Genomic DNA, 22505 nt, shown 5'->3' with positions numbered 1-22505 from the left:
GGGTTATGCCTCCCGTAGACGCTCGATAGCCTGGGCGAGCGCCACGTACAATTTGCCAATGTCGGAGCTTAGCAGTGTCACGCCGATAGCATGACCGTCGCGCGTCGATAGTAACGTGCGCAACATCGCCTCGAAGTCGTGGATGTACCGGCTCACATTTTCGCGGAAATCCGCGTCTTCATCATACACTTCGGCAATATCGCGCGCTTCGCTGTTCTCAAGCAGTCGCACTGCACGGCGTGTGAAGATACCACGATCGCCGCGAAGGTAGGACGCCCAGGACGTATCGTCCACTTCAATGGCGAGCGTTTTCTCGATGTCTATGGAATGGGAATTAAGGCTCTCGGTAATGAGCGCAACACGGCGGGAGAAGTCATTGTTCACCTGCTCTTCCGCCTGCTCGCGCGCGCGGGCGACCCGGCTTTCCAAATTGCCGGTCAATTCGTTCACCTTGGCAAGCTGGTCGCGCAATTGCGCGGTCGCTTCGCGGCTGCTGCTGGCGGCGGCAAGTGCCGCGGCCTCCAGATCGGCGATGGCACCTGTGCTATTCTGAGCGACAGCGTTTTGCAGCGCCTCGCCGGCTTGCTCGCCTATTTGCCCGGCGAGCGCCCTGATATCTACGGTTGTACCCTCCGCCATCGCTGTGGACGCTGCGTGCATTGCTTCCTGTAATTCGCCGAATGTATCCTGCAGTTCGATTCTTGCATGATCGGATACGGTGCGCGTTTCGTCGGCGAGCGCAGCTACGGCACCTCGCAGTTCTGCAACGCGGCCTGCGGCGGCATCGGTTTGTTCCGTAACGCGCGCTTGCAAGGCGTCGATATCGCCAATCGCAGCCTGTCCTGCTTCGCGGGTCGCGAGTACGTAATTGGACAAATCGCTTCCGTGCTGAACGGCGTTGACGAGCGTATCGTGCAGACGGTTCGTACGGTCCTCGGCTTCGGAAAGGCGGGCCTCCGCCTCGGTCAGCGCTTCCGGAAGTTTTTCGCGCCCATGCTGGCTGCTGGCCTGGATCAGTTCGAGCAGGCGCACACTGCCATCGGTCAATTCGGACAAATCCGTCCCGATCAATTCGATGTTGGCCCTGCTTTCTGCCAGACACGCTTCGATACCTTGGGCATCGCCTACAACACGCTCGCCAGTTGCGGCGCTATCGGCGCCCAGTCGTGTAATAGTTTCGCCGATCGCGGCGATCTTCATGCCGAGAGAGTCCGCCGCGTCTGATAAAGTCTGAACGCGCGCGATCTGCTGTTCTTCGCGCGTGGCCAAGTCGCTGTCGAAGTCGGCCAACCGGGCGGTAAGCGTAGCAAGGGCTGCCTCATCCGCCGCTTCGCTTTCTTCCCGCCGTCGAATTGAACCGGTGAGGAACGCCTGGGTCCTTTCTTCCAGGCGAGCGTCCACTTCTGCGGCCTCGTCTTTCAATTCGGTAATACGGCTGCGGGCTCGGTCCATCGCCGCGCGGTCGATGTCGCCCACTTCCGCGATTGCGTTTTTAAGCCGGTCGGAAAGGGCGTCGATCTGTTGTTCCCAATGCAAACGCATGGCCGCACCGTGTTCGTCGATGTTCGTCAGCATACCGGCGGTATCGCTGCGGAGGGCGGCAACACGTTCCTGCACCGCTTCGATGCTGGCGTTTTCTTCGGCCCCAATCTCGTCTCGGGTCGCTGCGATTTCCGCTCGCATGGTTTCGGCGCGATGACGAATCGCTGCCAGCGCCTCTATCTCCTGGCCATCCAAGTGAAGCCGGTATTCCTCGCCTTGATGTCGAAGCTCGGCAAAGCGGCTGTCGGCAATGTCGCCCAATTTCCCGGCCTGCGTTTCGAACTCGCTCAAAGCTTCATCGACCGCGCCACGGAACGATGTCACTTGCCGCTCGCTTGCTTCGCCAAAACTGTTGAGACGTCGAAATCCGTCGACAAGCACGTCGAGCCGTTCGGCCGACACATCGCCAGCCTGGCCAATGGAGCTGGCGACATCGCGGGCCGAATTTGCGATAACGGGCAAGTCGCCGCGCAATTTCTCCATGTTTTCCCGGGCGGTAAGACTGACATTTGCAATGCGGTCTATCTGCGCATCATTGTCATGCACCAATGCAGCGAGGTGGTCGGCATGTTCGGACAGACGCTCTGTCGCAACGCGTCCTACCGACTCGATCGCCAGCGACTGCGTGCCGAGAAATTCGCGTGCCAAGCTGAGCTCGCGATTGATGACCAGAAGGCGTTCCTCCAGCTCCCGCGATTCGCGAGACAAAGCGCTGGCGGCATCCGCGAACCGTGCGGATTCCCGCCGGCTATTGCGCATCACAAGTAGCCAGAGCGCGACCACCAGCAATACCGGTACACTCCACGCCCCGACCCACTCGACCCATTGTGCGGGCGCTGCGCCAGCGGATATTGCGTCCCTATAGGTCCAAGCGAAAAACGCGCTCCAGACTATGATAACAAGACCGGCCAGCACGGGAACCGCCCAGTCGCGCCATGCAGATGGGGTATGGGTCTCGCCTGGGTCGGCTTCGTTCCACTCGTCGTCCTGTTCGAAATAGATCGCCTCACTGTCTGCGACCGGCACTTCTTCGAAACTGGATTCCTCATAAGTTACAACGGGTTCGTTCACATTTGTGACATTGTCATCGGAAGCGCCCGATCCGATCGATCGAATATGATGTCCTTGAGTCATACAAAAGATTTACCATAATTCGGCGGCGATTAAACCCTTCCGTAACTGCCTGCGACGTACCGCCCTTCGCATGGTACAGGAAGATGGCGCATTCGATTCAACTTTGGCGGCAGCGGCGGGGGATGATCCGGCGCTTCATGCAGAGTTGCGTGCCGCCTTTGCAGAAAGTCTCGCCGGGCATATCGACCTGCTTTCACGGGCAAGATGCGATGGCAACTGGGTTGTCGCGGCGCAGCGGATCAAGGGGTTGGCGGCCAGTTTCCATGTCTTGCCGTTAATGGACTTGGCTGACGCAGCCGTGAGCAGCGCACCGGGTGAACCCGGTATCCTGCGCAAGCTGAATGCCATACTTGTGGAATTCACTAGCTCTCCTGCCGATTGACCAACTGGCAATTGCGCTGCTGCTTGGCAGTGCTGTCCTGCGCGCCTAAGCCTTCGGTCGAACCGCAAATCGGTTTGGCAGTGGGAAGGGCGGACAAGCCATGGCTCGGGCGGCGTTGCTGACAATTGCGGAAGGTCCGCACGGTCCGGCTCGCGGCCGACTGCGCGTGGCTGGCCGTACCGTGGTCGAACAGCAGGTTGCTGCGCTGATCGATGCGGGGTGCGAGCGCATTTTGTTGCAGGTGGACAGGCCCGACGAACTGGCATTGAACCTTCAGCATCAGGCGGAACGCCGCCGGGTCAATGTGGTGCTTGTCCCGAACGCCTCGCAACTGCCCGGATTGGTGCAGGCGGACGATATTGTCGTTGTGCTGGATGATGGATTCCTCCCCAGCGGCGGCGTTATCGATAGCGGCATCTGGGATGCCTCGCGGATGGATGTGCTTTCGGCAGGCGATGCGAGCAGCGAGCCAGCCGATCCTGCTGCAAACCGCATCGATGGAACGCTGCAATGGGCAGGCTTAATGGTGGTGCCAGGGACGTTGTTTTCGCAACTAGACATGCTTGGCGACGGCTTCGCACCTGTTCCTGCGCTGATCCGGATTGTCCGCAACGGCAACATCCCGGTCCGGACGCTGGACCAGCGCACGGCCCCGATCATCACCGACAGCGTGGTTGCGGCGCGGCACGGTACACTGCACGTCAAGGCAGCCATCGCAGCTGTGCCCGGCCCAGCCTCGCGCTTCGTGGCCGAAATGCTGCGCAATCCATTACAGCGCATTGCGGAGCGGGCGGACAGGGCTCCATTGGTGCTGGCTGGACTTGGCTGGGCGCTGGCCGCGCTGGCAGTTCTGTGCGCGTTTCAACTGTTGCCACTTGTCGGCATGACTCTGTTGTCTGCCGGCGTACTCGTGCTGGGCGCAGCCAATCTCATTAGCGCGATCCGCGGTAGGGCCATGCCTCCTAGGACCCGCATTGTGATCACTATAGTGCTGGATCTGACTGGGACGGTGCTGCTGGCACTCGCCCTCTCTGCAGCCGTGCCGATGCTGTTTGCAGTGTTCGTCGCGGTTGCGACATTTGCACTGGTCCGCACGGCGGCGGCGGAACCGGGTCGGTTCGGCTCGATATTCGCCGACAAGGGAGTGCTGCCGCTGGCGCTGACAAGTGGCGGAATCCTTGGAAGCTGGGTTACTGCAGCAGCGCTGATGGCCGGCCTCGCCACGGTGACAATCGCGCTGTCACGCTGGGCTGTTTTCACTAACCACGGATTAACTAAACTGCGATAGGGCGTGCGCATGATCGAGCCTGCGGAATCGCGAAAAGATGAAGCTCCGGTCGAGGCCATCCTTCAGGAGGAACTCGACCAGGGGGATCTTGCGCGCGGGACGATCGCACCGGTGTTGGGACATCTGCTGGCCAGCACCGACAATTCGATGTTCAGTGACGAGATTGTGGTGCGGGTGCGGACCATGATCGAACACGTTGCCGCGCAAATGTTGCGCGTCCATGCCGAAACGCTGGAGGTAGAGGAAGCAAGGCAGTTTGCAATCGACCATGCCGCACCGTTCGGGGCGCAACTCGCCCGCGATCCGGCGTTGCTGCACCACGTCCACGCGCTGGCACTGGAATGGCAGTTGTCATTTCGGCTCGAGGCCCGGAGCGCCATCGATCTGGTCCTGTGCCCTTTGCTGCAAAGCCTGATTGCTGCCGATGACGAAAGTGTTGCGGAAACCGCTATGGCCCTGCTCGCTGCTCAGGCCCGATTTACACAGGCGCAACGCAGGATGGAGCTGCCGCTGTCCGAATTGCCGGGCGACTTGCTGCATAGGACGCTGGCGAATTTCAGCGACATTGTGGGCGACACGCAGAAGGCCGAGGCGCGCATCAGGGATTCGATGGACGAGCGCACGAGCCGTCTTGGGCTGCTATCCCGCGTCACTGCGAATATGGGCCCCGGTGCGCGGGCGGCGTTAAATGTGCAGCACTCCGGTGCAGCCCTGTTCCTGACCGCGCTTGCCGACTTGAGCGGTCAAACCCGCGAGGTGGTCGTGGCCAGCACTGGCGAGCGTCAACTGGCTCGCCTCGCACTTGGACTGCGCGCCGCTGGTTTGCGGCCTTCCGAAATCGAAAAACAGTTCATGTGTGTGCACCCCGATTTCGCGTTGCCCGAAGGGTTCGAACATCTGCGGGTCGACCGCGCTGCGACGATGATTGCGCAGGCGGGCGGCGGGCATTCTGCGCCATGAGCGCTATTGGTGCCAGTTCCGGGAAGATGCTGGCCTATGGGCGTACCGATGCGGACGGCCAACTGCTGTCTGCCGACGAACCGCTTGCAACCCTGCAAAAACGCTGCGGCGGCACGATACCCGGCCGGATAGCCATTCCCGAACTGTCGGAGCTGGTACACAAGGCACGGACCTACGGTTTTCGTATCGCCCGACCCATGGAAGCGATGGACGGCGAAGATGTCATCCGCAGTTGGGTCGAAATCATTCCAATGTCATCAGACGATGAAAAACCCGATGGCCCAGCTACTGGCGGGTTCGAGATCGGCGTGGCCACTTGGCAAACATCCCCGATCGCGCGGCCGAACCAGAACGATGTAGCCGAACGCAAGGTCGCCATCGATCGGCATTCGGCCGATTTGACCGCGCGGCTCGACAAGCGGCAACACTTGCTCTCGGCGGAACCCCATGCTGTCGACACCAACCAATGCGCCGACCGCATGCTAGCCAATATCGGCCGACCCTGGACCGATTTCGTAACGTTGGAAGATGCCGCGCATCAAATGCCGCTCCATTGGCGACTGATGGACGGCAGTATATGTTCGCTTCCCGGTTCGGATAGGCGCTGGACAGCGCATCTGGTTCCACTCGGCGTGCCCGAGCCTGGTGGTTCCGGCTTCGAATTGCTGCTGGTTGCCGACACTCCGATTGAGGAAGGCCCAGCTAAATTTACGCAGGACGAAGCTCCTGCGGTCCACAATTCTCACGCACCCCGACTGGGAAGCGAACTGTCGCCTGTGCTGCGCCAACCGATCGCGCGCATCATCGCCAATGCCGAGACCATCCGAACTAAACTGGCAGGCCCCTTGGCAGACGAGTACAGCAATTACGCAGCCGACATCGCTACTGCCGGCCAGCATCTGCTGTCGCTTATCGACGACCTGTCGGATCTGGAAGTTTTGGAATCCGGCGATTTTTCGACGGCGGCAGACCGTGTGAACCTTGGCGATGCGGCACAGCGCGCAGCGGGTATCCTCGCGGTGAAGGCTGCAGAACGCAAGATCACGCTCGTCAAACCGGAAGCAGCAACAAGTGTTTTCGCAACGGCAGAAGATCGGCGCGTTCTCCAGATACTTCTCAATCTGGTAGGCAATGCGATGCAATATTCTCCGGAGGGATCGGCCGTCACGCTTTCCCTGAAAAGCGAAGGTGATCGCGTTGGTATTGCAATTGCGGACGAAGGGAAGGGCCTTACCAAGGAGCAACAGGCAGTCGTCTTCGACAAGTTCGAGCGTCTCGGACGGGGCGGGGATGGCGGATCCGGCCTTGGTCTGTATATCTCACGAAGCCTTGCAAGAGCGATGGGTGGGGATTTGGTTGTCTCGAGCGAACCGGACAAGGGTGCGACGTTCACGCTGCTGTTGCCCGCCGCATCCTGACGCAAAAAGGGCGCCGAGATCGGCGCCCTTCCTGAAATAGTCGTTTAGAATTAACGCTTGTCGAGCGAGATATAGTCGCGCTGCGTCGGGCCAGTATAAAGCTGACGCGGACGACCGATCTTCTGGCCGGGATCGGAAATCATTTCGTTCCATTGGGCTACCCAACCGACCGTGCGGGCAAGAGCGAAGAGCGCGGTGAACATCGTGGTCGGGAAACCGATCGCAGACAGAATGATGCCTGAGTAGAAGTCTACATTCGGGAACAGTTTCTTCTCGGCAAAGTAATCGTCGCTCAATGCCAGCTCTTCCAGCCGCAACGCGGTTTCGAATACCGGGTCGGTGACGTTCAGGGCTTCGAAGACCTCGCGAACCGTCTTCTGCATTACCGTCGCGCGGGGGTCGTAGTTCTTGTACACGCGGTGTCCGAAACCCATCAGGCGGAACGGGTCGTTCTTGTCCTTCGCACGCTCGATATATTCAGGGATGCGATCGGGCGTGCCGATTTCCTGCAGCATATTGAGCGCCGCTTCGTTCGCGCCGCCATGAGCCGGCCCCCAAAGGCAGGCAATACCAGCCGCAACGCAGGCAAACGGATTGGCACCGGACGATCCGGCGAGCCGCACGGTGGAAGTGCTGGCGTTCTGCTCGTGATCGGCGTGGAGGATGAAAATACGGTCCATCGCGCGCTCTACTGCCGGAAGAACTTCGTATTCCTCAGCCGGAACGCCGAAGGTCATGCGCAGGAAATTGCCGGTGTAGCTGAGCGAATTATCGGGCTGCAGGAATGGCTGCCCGATGGAGTACTTATAGGCCCATGCCGCGATCGTCGGCATCTTGGCGATCAGCCGGTGGCTGGAAATCTTGCGGTGTTCGGGATCGGAAATGTCGGTGCTGTCGTGATAGAACGCGGACAGCGCACCGACCACGCCGCACATGATTGCCATCGGGTGCGCATCGCGGCGGAAGCCCTGGTAGAACTGGCGCAACTGGTCATGCAACATCGTGTGCCGCGTGATTGTATGCGTAAAGTCATTGAGCGTGTCTTGATCGGGCAGCTCGCCGTTCAACAGCAGATAGCTGGTTTCCATGAAGCTGGAACTTTCAGCCAACTGGCCGATGGGGTAGCCGCGATGCAGCAGCACGCCTTCTTCGCCATCGATGAAGGTCAGCGCGCTCTCGCAACTGGCGGTCGAGGTGAATCCCGGATCGTATGTGAAGTTTCCGGTCTGTGCGTAAAGCTTGCGGATATCGACGACATCCGGGCCGCAGCTGCCCTCCAGAACGGGTAGGTCGAGGCTTTGCTCGCCCAGATTAAGGGTCGCGTTGTTATCCACCATGCGAAAGCTCCTGAATTTATGTGTCTGCGTCGGTCCGGGGGGCGGCCGACCGATCGACCTGATCGTCGATCCGTGCCAGCGCTTCCTCCCTGCCGAGCAGGACGAGAACATCGAAAATACCGGGCGAGGTCGTCGTTCCGGTGAGTGCCGCACGCATGGGCTGCGCCAGCTTGCCAAGACCCAGTTCGAGCTGCTCGGCATAGGCTTTCAGACTGGCCTCAAGTGCATCTGCTGTCCAGTCCTTTTCGCCCTTCAACCGCTCCGAAACCTGCGCCAGTCGCTCGCGTCCGGTATCGTCAAGCAGCTTGGCCGCCTTTTCCGTAACGGCAAGCGGACGCTTGGCAAACAGAAACGCCGCACCTTCGGCGAGTTCGCCTGTGTCCTTCGCGCGAACTGTCAGCACCGGCATCGCCCGGGCCAGCAATTGCTCGTCAACATCGCCATCGATCAGCGGCGCGACGATGCCTGCCAACCTGGTCGGATCTGCTTCGCGGATATAATGAGCGTTCAGGTTCTGCAGCTTCTTCAGATCGAAGCGCGACGGGCTCTTACCAACGCCATCGAGAGTGAATAGCGACGTGGCTTCGACGCGGGTGATCTCTTCGCGGTCGCCATGGCCCCAGCCGAGCCGGAGAAGGTAGTTGAAGAGCGCCTCGGGCAAAATACCCATCTCGTCGCGATAGGCCTCGACGCCAAGGGCGCCGTGCCGTTTCGATAGCTTAGCACCGTCGCTGCCGTGGATCAGCGGAATGTGAGCGTAGACAGGCTGAGGCCAGCCACCCTCGATCCTATCCATGGCATGGTAAATCGGTAATTGCCGGAAGGCGTTGTTCAGATGATCGTCGCCGCGGATGATATGGGTGCAACCCATATCGTGGTCGTCCACCACGGCGGCGAGCATATAAGTCGGTGTGCCGTCGGCGCGCAGCAGCACGTAGTCGTCAATTTCCTCGTTTGCGACGGTGACCTCGCCCTGCACTTCATCGGCAATCGTGGTCTCGCCAGTGGACGGAGTTTTCAATCGAACGACAAAGGGAGTCCCCTCGGCGGCATCTGTCGGATCGCGGTCGCGCCAGCGCCCATCATAGCGCATGGGCTGTTTGGCTGCGCGCTGTGCCGCCCGCATTTCCTCAAGTTCTTCGGTACTGGCATAGCATTTATAGGCATGGCCATGATCGAGCAGCAGCTGCGCCACTTCGGCGTGGCGTGCGGCATTCTGCGACTGGAATACAGACGGTTCGTCCCAGTCCAGGCCGAGCCAGTCCAGCCCTTCCACAATTGCATCTATCGCCTCTTGCGTGGAACGCTTCTGATCGGTGTCCTCGATCCGCAACAGGGCCTTGCCGCCGTGATGACGCGCGAAAAGCCAGTTGAACAGCGCGGTCCGCGCGCCGCCGATATGCAGGAATCCCGTGGGGGAAGGGGCGAAGCGGGTGACCACCTGTCCGCTGCCTGTTGCCATACCGGTAAGCTTCCTATCAATGTGCACCATGAGCAGCCAGTCGGCGCCCGAAATCCCGCTGGGTAATGCGGGCGATGGCGAAAATGTTGCAGTGCAGCGTCCTTGGCGCATGGGCCGGGCCGTGTCCAGTACCGCAGGCTGGCTGGCGGACCGTTTCGAAGGCTTTCTGGGGACGGCAAGCCATGACCGCGGACCATGGCTGGCAGTGGCGTTCGCCGGCGGGATCGGACTGTGGTTCTGGCTCGATGCGCCGTGGCAGTGGATCGGGGCCATGGCGGCGCTGGCACTGGCTGCAATCGCGGCTTCGGCTCTGCTTGAACCCGGCGGCACGCGGGCGAATATACGGATCGCGGTCATTGCGCTGTCGATAATGACGTTGCTGGGCACTGCGACCGTCTGGAGCCGAAGCGAGATGATCGGCGCGGAGCCGCTCGATTACCCGCGAGTGATGCGCTTCGAAGGCCGGGTTCTGGAGCGTGAGGAACAACCTTCGCAGGACCGCGTCCGCCTGACGTTGGCCATGCGGGATGCGGCCACCGGCACTGCGCGCAAGGTGCGGATCAACGTACCGCTCGCGCGCGACAAGCCGCTGGCGGCGGAAGGTGCTGTGCTGCGATTGCGTGCACGCCTGATGCCCCCTGCGCCGCCAATGCTTCCAGGCAGCTACGATTTTGCACGCGCGGCCTGGTTCAAGGGATTGGCTGCGACCGCCACTTTGGTGGGCGATCTGGAAGTGGTCTCGGCAGGGCAGGGCGGGGGCCAGATTGCGCGCTGGCAGCGGCAGATATCGGGGCATGTGCGCGAGCAGCTCGGCGGATCGCCCGGTACAATCGCGGCCGCTTTTGCCAGCGGCGACCGGGGCGGCGTGACCGAGCGCGATGCCGACGCGATGCGCGATGCCGGCCTCACACATTTGCTATCGATCAGCGGGCTGCATGTCAGCGCCGTGATCGCGGCGGCGTATCTGCTCGCGATACGGCTGTTGGCTTTATGGCCATGGTTGACATTGAGGGTGCGGTTGCCGGTGGTGGCTGCCGGGTTGGCTGCACTGGCGGGTGTCGCTTACACACTCCTGACCGGGGCGGAGGTGCCAACCGTGCGCAGCTGTGTAGCAGCGCTGCTTGTCTTGACGGCGCTGGCGCTGGGGCGGGAGCCATTGAGTTTGCGAATGGTCGCGTTGGCCGCGCTATTCGTGCTGCTCCTTTGGCCGGAATCGCTCGTCGGACCCAGCTTCCAGATGAGTTTCAGCGCTGTGATCGCCATCGTCGCCCTGCACAACAGCGCACCTGTGCGGGCGTTCCTGCTAACAAGGGACGAAAGCTGGTTCGCGCGGATGGGGCGGGGGACTGTGATGTTGCTTGTGACCGGCTTCGTCATCGAGATTGCGCTTATGCCGATCGTCATGTTCCACTTCCATCGTGCGGGGCTATTCGGGGCGTTCGCGAATGTAATCGCGATCCCGCTGGTGACGTTCGCGTCGATGCCGCTCATCGCAGTGGCGCTGTTCCTCGATGTGGTGGGGCTGGGTGCACCGGCATGGTGGGTGGCAGGCAAATCGCTGGAGGCGCTGCTCGGTATAGCACATTATACGGCGTCGCTGCCGGGCGCTGTGAAGCTGGCACCCCAGATTGGGCTGGGAACAGTGATGCTGTATGTGGGCGGGGCGCTCTGGCTTGCGTTGTGGCGCGGTAATGCGCGGCTATATGGTCTCCTGCCGATCGCAACCGCCGCTGTCATGGCGGCGGCAACTCCCGCGCCTGATATGTTGATTTCCGGCGATGGTCGGCATGTCGGTATAGCGGGGGAGGGCAACCAGCTTATCCTGCTCCGGGATAGTCGCAGCAGCTATGTCCTCGACAACTTTACCGAACTGGCGGGTGTGGCCGGGCAGCCTGTGGCCATCGCAGATTGGCCGGGAGCGAGCTGTAGCCCGGACTTTTGCGTGGTGGCGTTGGAGCGGGGCGGGCAGACCTGGCAAATCCTGCTCGCCCGAAGTCGGGATCTGGTCGAGGAGCGCGCGCTTGCCGCAGCGTGCGAACGCAGCGATATCGTGGTTGCGGACCGATATCTGCCGCAAAGCTGTGCGCCGCGCTGGCTTAAGGCGGATCGCAGATTGTTGGAGCAAACTGGAGGGTTGGCCGTTGATCTGGACGGAGCGCGCTTCGATGCCGTTGCCGATACGCAGGGAAGCCACGGGTGGTGGAAACCGGACGACCGATGACTGGCAAGCCGGGCGGGTTACGCAAACACTGGCTGCAAATTCACCGCGCTGCACATTCTTAGAGCACCGAGACCCCCGCGCGAGAAGCTAATAAAGCGAAGGGGCAGCAATCTGCCGCCCCTTGCCAACTTCAAATTCTCTGTTGGTAGCTTTCGCGCTACTAGTGGTAGCGCCGTAGCAGTCCTGCCAGCTTGCCCTGAACCTCTACTTCGCCCGGACGGTAAATCTGTGCGTCGTAGGCCTGATTGGCTGGATCGAGCACGACCTGCCCATCTTCGCGCCGCAGATACTTAAGCGTCGCTTCCTCGTTATTGACGAGTGCCACCACAATCTCCCCGTCTCGCGCGGTATCGGTGCGCTTCACGAGAGCGAAATCACCGTCGAAAATACCTGCTTCGATCATGGAATCGCCGGAGACTTCCAACGCATAATGTTCACCGGGGCCGAGCAATGCGGCAGGAACAGGCAGGCTGTTCTGCCCCTCGATCGCCTCGATCGGTGCGCCTGCCGCAATACGCCCATGCAAGGGTACGTCGATCACGTCGTTAGCAGGCTCGGGTGCCCGCGCAGCCTTCGCCGCTGCGAGAGAAATCACATTGCTGTTATCCGCGCTGTTCGCAGCGGACACTGGCGTCGCATCTTCGGGTTGCTTTATCACTTCCAACGCACGCGCCCTGTTCGGAAGGCGGCGAATGAAGCCGCGTTCTTCCAACGCGGAAATCAGGCGGTGGACGCCGGACTTGCTTTTCAGGTCCAGCGCGTCCTTCATCTCTTCGAAAGAGGGGGAAATGCCGGTTTCTTCCAGGCGTCGCTGGATGAACTGAATAAGTTCGTGCTGCTTTGCGGTCAGCATGGCGAAATGCTCCTTAATCGCCCGTTCCTTCGCCACCTTATGGTGAACGAATACGGAACAATTAGGAAACGAATTTCATCAAGTCAAGCATTTCCGCCATTCTGGATCGGATAGGTCGGAACGTGTGTTCCTGCTTTCATCTCTGCGCTGTGAGCAGGCCGATCGATCAGCGCGTTTGCGGTGGCGAGCGTAAGTAGCGCGCTGCTGTCGCGCTGGTCCAGCGGTGTGACGACCCCGTCTGCTATTTGCGCGCGCACAAACTCCTGCCGTCCACCGACCGCAGCCATGTCCCGTCCCAATAGGATCGGTACGGGGCGCACAAGGCATTCGCTCGCACCGCAAAGCCGCCGGATTGCAGGCAGCATGAAATGGAAGGCCGTGACGAAGCTCGACACGGGATTGCCCGGCAGGCCGAGGATTAATTGCTTGCCCAACTGTGCGACCATCACCGGCTTGCCGGGCCGCATCGCTACTTTCCAGAACGCAATGTCCGCGCCGGCCCGTTGGAGCGATGGGCGAACATGATCGTGATCGCCGACCGAGGCGCCGCCGGAGAAAACCAGAAGATCGGCGGTGGCATGGGCATCCAATGCGTCGACCAGAGCGTCAGGCGTGTCGCGCAAGGGTGGGGTGGCCACTATGTCGCACAGTTCCGCGCTTGCCATCGCGGCGAGCATCGCGCCGTTGCTGGCGGGTATTTGCCCATGCCCGCACGACGCAGGATCGGAGGTCAACTCGTCCCCGCATTCCAGAATAACGATCCGCGGTTTACGCCTTGCAGGAAGCCGGCCGTGACCTGCCGCGCGGGCAAGTGCGATCTGTGCCGGGCCGATCCGGGTTCCGCCAGGCAGCAATGGGTCGCCATCGGCAAAGTCGAAGCCTTCTCTCCGAATGTGTTCGCCGGGAACCAGCGCACCATCGGCCTGGCTCAAGATCTCGCCTTCGACCTGGGCGTTCTCCTGTATCAGGATTGCCTGCGTTCCGGCCGGACAATGGGCACCGGTCGATATGCGAACAGCATCACCGTCGGCCAGATGACTGCCGAACGGTAGGCCGCACCGGCTTTCCCCGACCAATTTCCAAGCACCCTTACCGGCGACCGCATAGCCATCCATCGCTGACACGTCCGCTGCAGGTTGCGTGCGGGCTGCGAGGAGCGGCTCTGCCAGATATCCGCCCAGCAGGCTTTCGACAGGCTGCGGCGCGATAGTATCGGCCGCATTCACCAGCGTTAGCAACCGCTCCTGGGCATCGACGAGCGATATCAGCGCGCTCATGCCGGAGCGTGCCAGTCGCCCGACTTGCCGCCCGATTTCGACAGCAGCCGGATGCCTTCTATGACCATTGATTTATCGAGCGCCTTGGCCATGTCGTAGATGGTGAGGCACGCCACGCTTACACCCGTTAACGCCTCCATCTCGATGCCGGTCTTGCCTGTCAGGGATGCTGCCACAGTGACGGTCAGTCCCCCGTCCTCGAACGCAAAGTCTACGGTTACCGCGTCCAGCGCAAGCGGATGGCACAGCGGGATAAGGTCGCCCGTACGCTTCGCCGCCATAATACCTGCGATGCGAGCGGCGGCCAGCACGTCACCCTTTGGAGCATTGCCATCGCGGATACTTTCCAGAGCCTCCGCCGACATGGTGATCCTGCCCTGCGCGACCGCCCGCCTGGCCGTCGCGGCTTTCGCTCCGACATCGACCATGCGGGCATTACCGTCGCTATCAAGATGGGTCAGCTTGCTCATCCGACCAGAAGTTCCCGCGTCGCCGCGGCGACATCGTCCTGACGCATCAGGCTTTCGCCCACGAGGAACGTATGTATGCCGGATCGGGCGAGCCGGGTGCAATCATCGTGACTGGCAATGCCGCTCTCGGCCACCATTAGCGTGCCGGTTGGCGCAAGGGGAGCGAGCCGTTCGGTGGTCGCCAGATCGGTCGTGAATGTACGCAGATCGCGGTTGTTGACGCCGATCAGCCGGGATTGCAACGTCAGGGCGCGTTCCAGTTCGGCCTCGTCATGCACTTCGACCAGAACGTCCATGCCATGCTCCAACGCCGCCGCTTCGATTTCTGCCATCGCGCCATCTTCCAGTGCGGCCACGATGATCAGGATCGCATCACCGCCGATCGCGCGGGCTTCTGCGACCTGCCATGGATCGACCATGAAATCCTTGCGCAGGACCGGGAGTGCGCAGACATTGCGCGCGGCAATCAGGTAATCTTCATGACCCTGAAAATAGGGGGCGTCGGTCAGTACCGAAAGACAGGCGGCACCGCCTTTCTCATACGCAACCGCGTGGGACGCCGGATCGAAGTCGGTGCGTATCAATCCCTTCGAAGGGGAGGCTTTCTTTATCTCCGCGATCAAAGCGAACCCGTCCTTCGCCTTGGACTCCAATGCAGCCCTGAAGCCGCGCGGGGCGCTATGTTGCTGAGCGCGGGCGTCCAGATCCGCCAGCGACAGCACTGCCTTTCGCGCAGTGACTTCGGCGCGTTTGGTTGCGCAGATTTCCTGCAGCTTGTTCATTGCGCCATCTCAATCCATTGTCCCAGCAACCGTTCTGCCGCGCCTATATCCAGCGCTGCACGCGCACGGTCGGCTGCATCGTCCCATTCGGTCGAGGTGCCGGAGACGATCAGCGAAGCTGCGGCGTTGAACACCACCGCATCGCGGTAGGCCCCCGGTGCGCCATGCAGCAAAGCCTTCAATGCACGGGCGTTGTAAATTGCATCATCGCCGCGGATCGCTTCGACAGGGGCGTTTGGCACGTCCACCAATGAGGCATCGTAGCGGCGCATGGCGAAACTGCTGCCGCGTACTTCGGCCACCTCGTTCCCGCCGGCCAGGCTCAACTCGTCCAGACCCTCGTCTCCCGAAACGATCATGGTGAAACTGGTGCCGAGCTGCGCCTTGGCGCGTGCATAGATCGGCACGTAAGCCGGCCGCGCGATGCCGATCAGTTGCCGGTCCACCCGCGCGGGGTTCGACAGTGGGCCCATCAGGTTGAAAATCGTCCGGCAGCCAAGTCGCTGGCGAATGGGCTGGATGCGGCCCATGGCCGGGTGGTGGTTCTTGGCAAACAGGAAACAGATGCCGATTTCCGCCAGCGTCTTTTCCGCAGTGCGTCCGGCCGCTTCCATATCCAGACCGAGCGCTTCCAGCGTATCCGCTGCGCCCGATTTCGACGATGCCGCGCGGTTGCCATGTTTGGCGACCGGCACGCCGCAAGCTGCGACAACAAGCGATACGGCGGTGGAGACATTCAGCGTGTGATGCCCGTCGCCGCCCGTACCGCACACATCGATTGCGCCATCGGGCGCATCTATCGGAACCAGCCGGGCCCGCAGCGCGCGCGCAGCCCCGGCGATTTCCTCTGCCGTTTCGCTGCGCTGGCTTAAATCGACAAGGAACCTGCCGATTTCTTCATCGCCGACTTCTCCGTCGAGGATTTGGCCGAAGACCACTTCCGCCTCGGCTTCCGTCAGTTGCGTATCGGCTGTGGGGAGTTCGGTCATGCCGGCACTTTCGTTTCGATACCGCAGATCTGGAGGAAATTGGCAAGCAAGGCGTGGCCGTGTTCTGTGGCGATGCTTTCGGGATGGAATTGCACGCCGTGGATCGGAAGCTCGCGGTGGCGGAACCCCATCACGCTGGTCCCGTCCAGCCCCGGTGTTTCGCTGGTGGCGTTTGTTTCCAGCACATCGGGGATGCCGTCCACGACCAGCGAGTGATAGCGGGTGGCGAGGAACGGGGAGGGCAGGTCTGTAAAAACCCCGCTACCGTCATGCGTCACCGGACTTGTCTTGCCGTGCATCAGCCCGCCACGCACCACGCGCCCGCCAAAATGCTGGCCGATCGCTTGATGGCCGAGACATACTCCGAGAAGCGGCAGGCGTTTGTCGGCACAGGCAGCGACCAGCGGCAGCGAAATACCGGCATCGTCCGGGGTGCGCGGTCCTGGGGACAGCAGGATACCGCGCGGCGCGAGGTCTGTCGCCTGCTGCACAGTCAGCGCATCGTTGCGCTCCACTTGTACCGTCGCACCCAATTCCATCAGGTAGTGCACCAGGTTGAAGGTGAAGCTGTCGTAATTGTCGATGACGAGGATGTCGGGTGAGGTCATGGCTGCCCGCTACTCCTTCAGTTCGACAACGAGTAATGGGCCAATCGCGGGCCCGGTGTCGAGCCGTCCCGAGACAGGGTCCCAAAGTGAGCTTACATTCCCGTCGAGGAACAGCGCGTCGGGCACCTTCAATTCGTCGCGGTACAGTCGGGCAAGCTTGCCGAAACTGACCGGTTCGTTCGAGATGAGGAAATGCGCCTTGCCGTCCTTGGCCACACCAACGCCGTTGCGGATGGCCTTGCTCGGCCCGTCCTGCGAAATTTCCGGATGCAGCTTGCCCTTGATTACCAGCATCGGGCCGCTCTGTGTGCCGAATCGGGGTCGGTCGCCCACATTGCGGTAGAAGTCGTCGCTCGTGCGCACCTGCCATTTCCCGCTCGTGCCGAAGAAAACGCCATTGGGCATCAGATGGAAATTGCCCGCTCCTTCGGTGCGACTCAGTTCCTTGCGGCGGTTACCGTTCTCGACGAAATAACCGATGGGTTTGCCCTCATCGTCATACATGCCGGCGTTTACGGCGAAGGCGACCGGCGGGGCGTTTGCCTCACGCTCCGCGGCGAGGCGGGCCAGGCTGCGGTATGGAGCGCCGCCTTCAGGTCCCAGTGCGGTGGTAATCCGGTGGCTGGCAGGGTCGGCAATGCAATGAGTAAAGCGCGCGCCCTCGAACATCAGCGTGCGGCAGGCGGATGGACGGCCCGGTGTCAACGCGGGATCGTCGGATAGGACTTGCCCCGGTTCTGCACCCGTCGCGGCGATATCCTCGGCCACTCCGCTACCGATTTCGGTGCGCATGACGGGCTTTCCTTCCGGCGTGTCTCCGCAGGACACCAGCGTCAGTGCCAGAGGAACGATGAGCAGCCGCATCATTGACCGTAATCCACTTCGCTTGCGACCCGCACGGCTTCGCGCGCGGCGGCAAATAAGGCCCCGGCCTTGGCTTCGCATTCGCGTTCTTCGTAAACAGGGTCGCTATCTGCAACAATGCCGGCACCTGCCTGCACGTGGAGCCGTCCGTCCTTCACTACACCCGTTCGCAATACGATGCAGCTGTCCACAGAGCCATCCGGCGAGAAATACCCCACACCGCCTGCATATGGCCCGCGGCGGTCATGTTCGAGTTCGGCAATGATCTCGCATGCGCGCAGCTTTGGCGCGCCGCTGACAGTGCCTGCCGGAAAGCCTGCAAACAAGGCGTCGACGGCATCGTACCGGTCGTCCAGTTGTCCTACCACGTTGCTGACGATGTGCATGACATGGCTATAGCGTTCCACGGTGTAGCTGTCCGTAACTTCGACCGTGCCGCGCCTGGCAACCCGGCCAACATCGTTGCGACCGAGGTCGAGCAGCATTAAATGCTCGGCGCGTTCCTTGGCATCGGCGAGCAGGCTTTCCTCCGCCGCGCGGTCCTCCTCCGGCGTGGCTCCTCGCGGCCGCGTACCTGCAATCGGACGGATGGTGACCTCGTCGTTCCGCACGCGGACAAGGATTTCGGGGCTCGAACCGACTACGGCAAATCCGGGCAAGTCGAGAAAATAGAGGAACGGCGATGGATTGACCCGCCGCAGCGCGCGGTAGAGCGCCAGCGGTGGCAAGGTGAACGGTGCGGAATAGCGCTGCGAAAGCACCACCTGAAAAACGTCCCCTGCCACGATATAGTCCTTCGCCTGCGCAACCATGGACGCATATTCGCCCGGTTTCATCATGGGCTGCGGCGTCAAATCCGTTTCGCCTTCGCTCGCAAGGGGGCCGGGTGAGGTGGGTTGGCCCAGAGCAAGCTGCCGCAGCGTTTCGTCGATCCGGTCGTGAGCCTTTGCCACTGTGTGTTCCGGCGAAACCGGGCTCGCCCAAATCGGCGCAATACAGTGCAGTTCATCGCTCAGAGAATCGAACACCAGCAACACAGTCGGGCGGACGAATACCATGTCGGGCAGGTCCAACCCTTCGCCTTTAGCGCGTGTTACGGTCTCCACCTCACCGATGGTTTCATAGGCGAAGTAACCTACCAGGCAGGCAAGCGCCGGCGGCAGACCGTCTGGTACGTCGATCTTGCAAGCAATGACGAGGCCGCGAAGCTGCGCCAGCGCGCTACCGTCCAGCCCTTCGAACGCGTCACGGTCATGCTGCCACTGCCGGTTGATCGCGGGTCTACCATCCACACTTCGGAACAGCAGGTCCGGATCGAGCCCGAGCAGGCTGTAGCGACCGCGAATTTCGCCGCCTTCGACGGATTCCAGCAGGAAGTCTCCGCGTTCGGGCTGCATCAACTTCGTGGCGGCACCTACCGGCGTGTCGCAGTCCGCCACGATGGTCCGCCAGACAAGCGCAGGCTTCCCGTCCCCCAACTGCTGCACCGCGTCATCTGCGCCGCGCAATCCGGGAAACGGGTGTTGTGGATCGGCAAGCTTATTAGTCAGCGGCCCGGTCCGATCGCGTCAATTGTTGCCGAGCAACGAGGCGCGCACTTCGGCAATAGCCTCTTCGTTCCGTTCCACCCCTTCGGCGGAACGGATGGCATTGATAAGCTGCTCGGAATATTCCTGTGCTGCAAGGGTTCCGATCTGCTGGCGTGCCTGCTCGAGAAGCGGCGAATCGTCGGCCACCGTGCCGGTTTCGATCTCGTCAAGATTGACCACGAACCAGCCTATGTTGCGCGGCGCCGCCAATTTTTTGGTAGTGCCTTCCGCCATCGAGAACAGCAGCGCCATTTGCGGCTCCACGCCTTGCGGCTGCGCGGCGGCCAGCTGCTGACGGGTCATATTGACGGGGCGCGGGGCTGGAAGCGTTGCTTTCTCCGCATTGACGGCCGCGGCGAGCGACTGGCCGCCCGCAACACGTTTCATAATACGGTCGGCAGCGGCCCGCGCCTTTTTCGAACCTTCCGAGATGCGCCATGCCAGCGTCAACTCTTCCTCGATATCCTTGATCGGGGCAGCGGCCGACTGTTCGATGCGAGTGACTTCGTAAAGGAGGAAGGTTTCACCGCGCTCGACTTCGGCCAGTTGCGGTTCGCTTTCGTCCATTTCGAAGGCACTTTGTAAAGCCGGAGCAATGACGTCCGGTCCGAACTCACCTGCCGAGCCGTAGATCTGCCCGGTGGCGATCAGCGGGCGGGTAATTTGAACCTTGATGCCCAGATCCTTCGCCACGTCGGACAGCGCCTCGCCATCGCTAAGCCGCTGTTCCAGATCGCCGGCAGTTTCATTAAGCAGGCGGCGGCGCTTTTCTTCGCGCAGTTCACCGGCAATCTCGCTGCGAGCTTGCGCCAGAGTGCGTCCTGCAACCGATTCGACATCCGTCACCAGCGCTACGTGCCAGCCAAGGCCGCTTCGCGCGGGCGGCGCCACGCGGCCTTCGCCTGTATCGAAGATAGCCTGCGTAACGGCGGCAGAAGTTTGCGAGGCAAAGGTCTTGCGGTCTGCCGGCCCGATGGATGTTGTTCCAAGGCCCGCTTCCCGGGCTGCCGCTGCCAGCGAGGTACCGCCCCGCACACGTTGCGCGATGGATTTGGCGGCAGCTTCCGTCGGAACGATCAGCTGGGTGACGGACCGATTTTCGCTCGCTGCATATTCGCTGGCGTTTTCCCGGTACCGTGCAGCAATTTCGGCATCGGTCGGATTGATTGCATCCCCCAGCGCGTCTGCATTGAAGGTGGCATAGCGCAAAGTGCGACGCTCGGGCCGGATGAAATCAGCGCGATTGTCTTCGTAGAATGCGCGTAAGGTCGCCGCGTCAGGCTTGCCTTCCGGGGCAAAGGCTGCGCTCGGGATGACAGCGAATCCGCCGACCCGTCGCTCCGACGAAAAGGCGGCGATGCGCCGGATCAATGTTTCAGGCAGGGAGGCGCCCAGACCGGCAGGCTGGAGCAATTGCCGCGCGAACAGTCCTTGCGCCAGATCGTCACGCAGCATCGCGTCGGTAACGCCTTGTTGCGAAAGTATCTGCTGGTAGGCGTTTTCGTCGAATTCGCCATCCGCACCCCGGAACGCCGGAATTTGCAGGATCTCGCTGTTGATAAGGTTTTTCCCGGACCGAAGGCCATAACGTTCCCCGAACGAGCGCAGCGCATTGCGGTCGATCAAACCCATGAGAACGTCATCGAAGGCCCCGCGCTCGACGAAGCTGGCCATCGATGCGGTGGGATCCTGCTGCCGTTGCTGGTCCAGCCCGGAATTCGCCGCCTGCGTAAGGTCGCGCGCCTTGATCTCGTTATCGCCGACGACTGCAACGGTGTCCCCGCTCGACAACCCGCCAAAGCTTGCATTGCTGGACACATCCATACTGGCAAATGCCAGGGCGATCAGAGCGAGAAAGGCCAGCGAGACCACGATCCCGATCTTGGAAGTGAAAAATCTGCGGAATGTTTGGATCATGGTGTGGATAAAGTCCGGCAGGCAAGGAACACGCGCTCACGGCAGGGCGGGCGGTGCTTTTGCAGGTTCAAGATTGCTGCGCGCTGTATCTCTCATGCGACCCGACCGCAACAGGTGGGCAGGCCTTTTGCATTTCAGGCGAACTGCGACTAGCGGAGCGGGACCATCAGCCCTAAATGGGCGCGCATATTTCATGACAGAGACTGGAAATTATCATGACCGAACGGCCCTACGTCGTCGGAAACTGGAAGATGAACGGCACACGGGCGATGCTTTCCGAAGCACGCGCCATCGACCGTTCCTCGCAACGCCTGATGAAGGTCGAGGTCGCACTGGCCCCGCCATTCACTCTTATACATGCGGTCCACAAGGAGGCAGCCCAGCTCGCGATTGGCGCCCAGGACTGCCATACGGACGAGGATGGCGCGCGGACCGGTGACATTTCGGCTGCAATGGTGGCCGATGCCGGGGCAAAATTCGTCATTCTTGGCCATAGTGAACGCCGCGAAGGTCACGGCGAAACCGACGCTCTCGTGCGGAAGAAGGCGGAAGCAGCGCTTGCCGCCGGTTTGCGTCTGATCATCTGCTGCGGCGAAAGCGAGCAGGTTCGCGATGCGGGTGCCGCAGAAGATTTCGTAACCACACAGCTGCGCGGTTCATTGCCGGATAGCATCGAAGATGCGGGTGCAAATCTTTCCGTCGCTTACGAACCGATCTGGGCGATCGGCACCGGCCGCACACCTACGGTGTCCGATATCGGCGCTATGCACCGCGCCATCCGTGCGCTTCTGGTGGAACGGTTCGGCGAGGATGAAGGAGCTGCCATACGCATTTTGTATGGCGGCTCGGTCAATCCGGATAACGCAAACGAGTTGCTGGCAGCCGACGAAGTGGGCGGGGCGCTGGTTGGCGGTGCCAGCTTGGCCGCGGAAAGCTTTCTTGGCATCGTGGTTGCCGCTGCTGAAGTCGCGGACAAGGCCTGATTTCGCCAAAAACTTGCCGTCCGGCATCGCGACGCCTAGATAGCGCGCATAGTTTTTAATTCGAGTAGAGACCCAGCAGATGTTCCTGTTCCTTACCGTTCTCCAGGCGATTATCGCTGCTGCGCTTGTGGGCGTGATCCTGATGCAGCGTTCGGAAGGTGGCGGTCTGGGTATCGGCGGCAGTCCGTCCGGCCTGATGAGTGCGCGCGGCGCGGCAGATGTGCTGTCCACCTCGACGAAATGGCTGGGCGTGGTTTTCGTTGTCCTGTCGATTGTCATTGCGGCGGTTGCCGTGGATCAGGCGCAGGACCAGGCCGTGACTTCTACGCTCGATCGCACTGTGGCGCCTTCTGAGACGGCTCCGACTGCTGCGCCTGCAGTTCCGGCCGATGACGATCCGCTGGCTGGCGCTACCGAGTAACAATACAC

The 22505-nt window shown here is 61.4% G+C and carries 19 protein-coding genes; 7 read left to right on the top strand and 12 right to left on the bottom strand.

The genetic code is table 11. The features are described from left to right. Positions 1-3 precede the first annotated feature (3 nt). Positions 4-2613, bottom strand: coding sequence for a coiled-coil domain-containing protein (locus tag HME9302_RS06065; protein ID WP_147270777.1), 2610 nt, complete (start codon positions 2611-2613; stop codon positions 4-6). Between the two features lie 133 nt (positions 2614-2746). Here HME9302_RS06065 and HME9302_RS06060 point away from each other — a divergent pair, with 133 nt between their 5' ends. The 4 genes from HME9302_RS06060 to HME9302_RS06045 all read left to right on the top strand — a co-directional run bounded on the left by HME9302_RS06060 (position 2747) and on the right by HME9302_RS06045 (position 6724). After that, on the top strand, positions 2747-3058 hold the full coding sequence (locus HME9302_RS06060) for an Hpt domain-containing protein (protein ID WP_115366273.1): 312 nt from the start codon (positions 2747-2749) through the stop codon (positions 3056-3058). 100 nt (positions 3059-3158) lie between these two features. After that, positions 3159-4346 carry a hypothetical protein gene (locus tag HME9302_RS06055; RefSeq protein WP_115366272.1) on the top strand — a complete coding sequence of 396 codons (1188 nt, stop codon included), beginning with the start codon at positions 3159-3161 and terminating at the stop codon, positions 4344-4346. Between the two features lie 9 nt (positions 4347-4355). Next, entirely contained in the window at positions 4356-5306 is a 951-nt protein-coding gene (locus HME9302_RS06050; RefSeq protein ID WP_115366271.1) for a hypothetical protein, read from the top strand. Further along, positions 5303-6724, top strand: a complete 1422-nt coding sequence (locus tag HME9302_RS06045) for a sensor histidine kinase (RefSeq protein ID WP_115366270.1) — start codon at positions 5303-5305, stop codon at positions 6722-6724. The genes HME9302_RS06050 and HME9302_RS06045 overlap by 4 nt, the downstream gene beginning before the upstream one ends. A 50-nt stretch (positions 6725-6774) precedes the next feature. Here the strand turns inward: HME9302_RS06045 and HME9302_RS06040 are convergent, their stop codons facing one another. Further along, positions 6775-8061: a citrate synthase gene (locus HME9302_RS06040; protein ID WP_115366269.1), complete on the bottom strand. Its 1287-nt coding sequence runs from the start codon at positions 8059-8061 to the stop codon at positions 6775-6777. 16 nt (positions 8062-8077) lie between these two features. Continuing rightward, the gene (gene gltX / locus HME9302_RS06035) at positions 8078-9523 is read right to left on the bottom strand and encodes a glutamate--tRNA ligase (protein ID WP_115367521.1); all 1446 of its coding nucleotides are present in this window, start codon (positions 9521-9523) and stop codon (positions 8078-8080) included. A 28-nt stretch (positions 9524-9551) separates the two neighbouring features. On the opposite strand from gltX, the gene HME9302_RS06030 reads away from it, so the two are divergent. Then, complete coding sequence (locus HME9302_RS06030; RefSeq protein ID WP_115366268.1) at positions 9552-11744, top strand: ComEC/Rec2 family competence protein; 2193 nt, start codon at positions 9552-9554, stop codon at positions 11742-11744. Between the two features lie 160 nt (positions 11745-11904). On the opposite strand, the gene lexA is transcribed toward HME9302_RS06030, so the two are convergent. From lexA to HME9302_RS05985, 9 genes are all read right to left on the bottom strand, one after another. Beyond that, positions 11905-12597: a transcriptional repressor LexA gene (lexA, locus tag HME9302_RS06025; RefSeq protein WP_115367520.1), complete on the bottom strand. Its 693-nt coding sequence runs from the start codon at positions 12595-12597 to the stop codon at positions 11905-11907. Positions 12598-12680: 83 nt separating this feature from the next. Next, positions 12681-13874 carry a molybdopterin molybdotransferase MoeA gene (locus HME9302_RS06020; protein ID WP_115366267.1) on the bottom strand — a complete coding sequence of 398 codons (1194 nt, stop codon included), beginning with the start codon at positions 13872-13874 and terminating at the stop codon, positions 12681-12683. After that, positions 13871-14344, bottom strand: coding sequence for a cyclic pyranopterin monophosphate synthase MoaC (gene moaC, locus HME9302_RS06015; protein WP_115366266.1), 474 nt, complete (start codon positions 14342-14344; stop codon positions 13871-13873). Before moaC ends, HME9302_RS06020 begins: the two co-directional genes overlap by 4 nt. After that, on the bottom strand, positions 14341-15126 hold the full coding sequence (gene trpC, locus HME9302_RS06010) for an indole-3-glycerol phosphate synthase TrpC (RefSeq protein ID WP_115366265.1): 786 nt from the start codon (positions 15124-15126) through the stop codon (positions 14341-14343). Before trpC ends, moaC begins: the two co-directional genes overlap by 4 nt. After that, entirely contained in the window at positions 15123-16115 is a 993-nt protein-coding gene (trpD, locus tag HME9302_RS06005; RefSeq protein ID WP_115366264.1) for an anthranilate phosphoribosyltransferase, read from the bottom strand. Before trpD ends, trpC begins: the two co-directional genes overlap by 4 nt. After that, a complete protein-coding gene (locus tag HME9302_RS06000; RefSeq protein ID WP_115366263.1) occupies positions 16112-16723 on the bottom strand; it encodes an anthranilate synthase component II in 612 nt (203 codons plus the stop codon). The genes trpD and HME9302_RS06000 overlap by 4 nt, the downstream gene beginning before the upstream one ends. A 9-nt stretch (positions 16724-16732) precedes the next feature. Beyond that, a complete protein-coding gene (locus HME9302_RS05995) occupies positions 16733-17590 on the bottom strand; it encodes a phosphodiester glycosidase family protein (protein ID WP_230079890.1) in 858 nt (285 codons plus the stop codon). Continuing rightward, positions 17587-18984, bottom strand: a complete 1398-nt coding sequence (locus tag HME9302_RS05990; RefSeq protein WP_407641335.1) for an anthranilate synthase component I family protein — start codon at positions 18982-18984, stop codon at positions 17587-17589. The genes HME9302_RS05995 and HME9302_RS05990 overlap by 4 nt, the downstream gene beginning before the upstream one ends. 171 nt (positions 18985-19155) lie before the next feature. Continuing rightward, positions 19156-21093, bottom strand: coding sequence for a SurA N-terminal domain-containing protein (locus tag HME9302_RS05985; RefSeq protein ID WP_115366261.1), 1938 nt, complete (start codon positions 21091-21093; stop codon positions 19156-19158). Positions 21094-21308: 215 nt separating this feature from the next. Here HME9302_RS05985 and tpiA point away from each other — a divergent pair, with 215 nt between their 5' ends. Both tpiA and secG read left to right on the top strand, forming a co-directional pair. After that, the gene (gene tpiA, locus HME9302_RS05980) at positions 21309-22076 is read left to right on the top strand and encodes a triose-phosphate isomerase (RefSeq protein WP_115366260.1); all 768 of its coding nucleotides are present in this window, start codon (positions 21309-21311) and stop codon (positions 22074-22076) included. Between the two features lie 79 nt (positions 22077-22155). Continuing rightward, the gene (gene secG / locus HME9302_RS05975; RefSeq protein ID WP_115366259.1) at positions 22156-22497 is read left to right on the top strand and encodes a preprotein translocase subunit SecG; all 342 of its coding nucleotides are present in this window, start codon (positions 22156-22158) and stop codon (positions 22495-22497) included. Positions 22498-22505: the final 8 nt, after the last annotated feature.

The sequence above is a fragment of the Alteripontixanthobacter maritimus genome, from assembly GCF_003340475.1.
In the GTDB taxonomy this organism is placed as follows: Bacteria; Pseudomonadota; Alphaproteobacteria; order Sphingomonadales; family Sphingomonadaceae; genus Alteripontixanthobacter; species Alteripontixanthobacter maritimus.
This window is presented reverse-complemented; position numbering and strand designations above follow the sequence as displayed.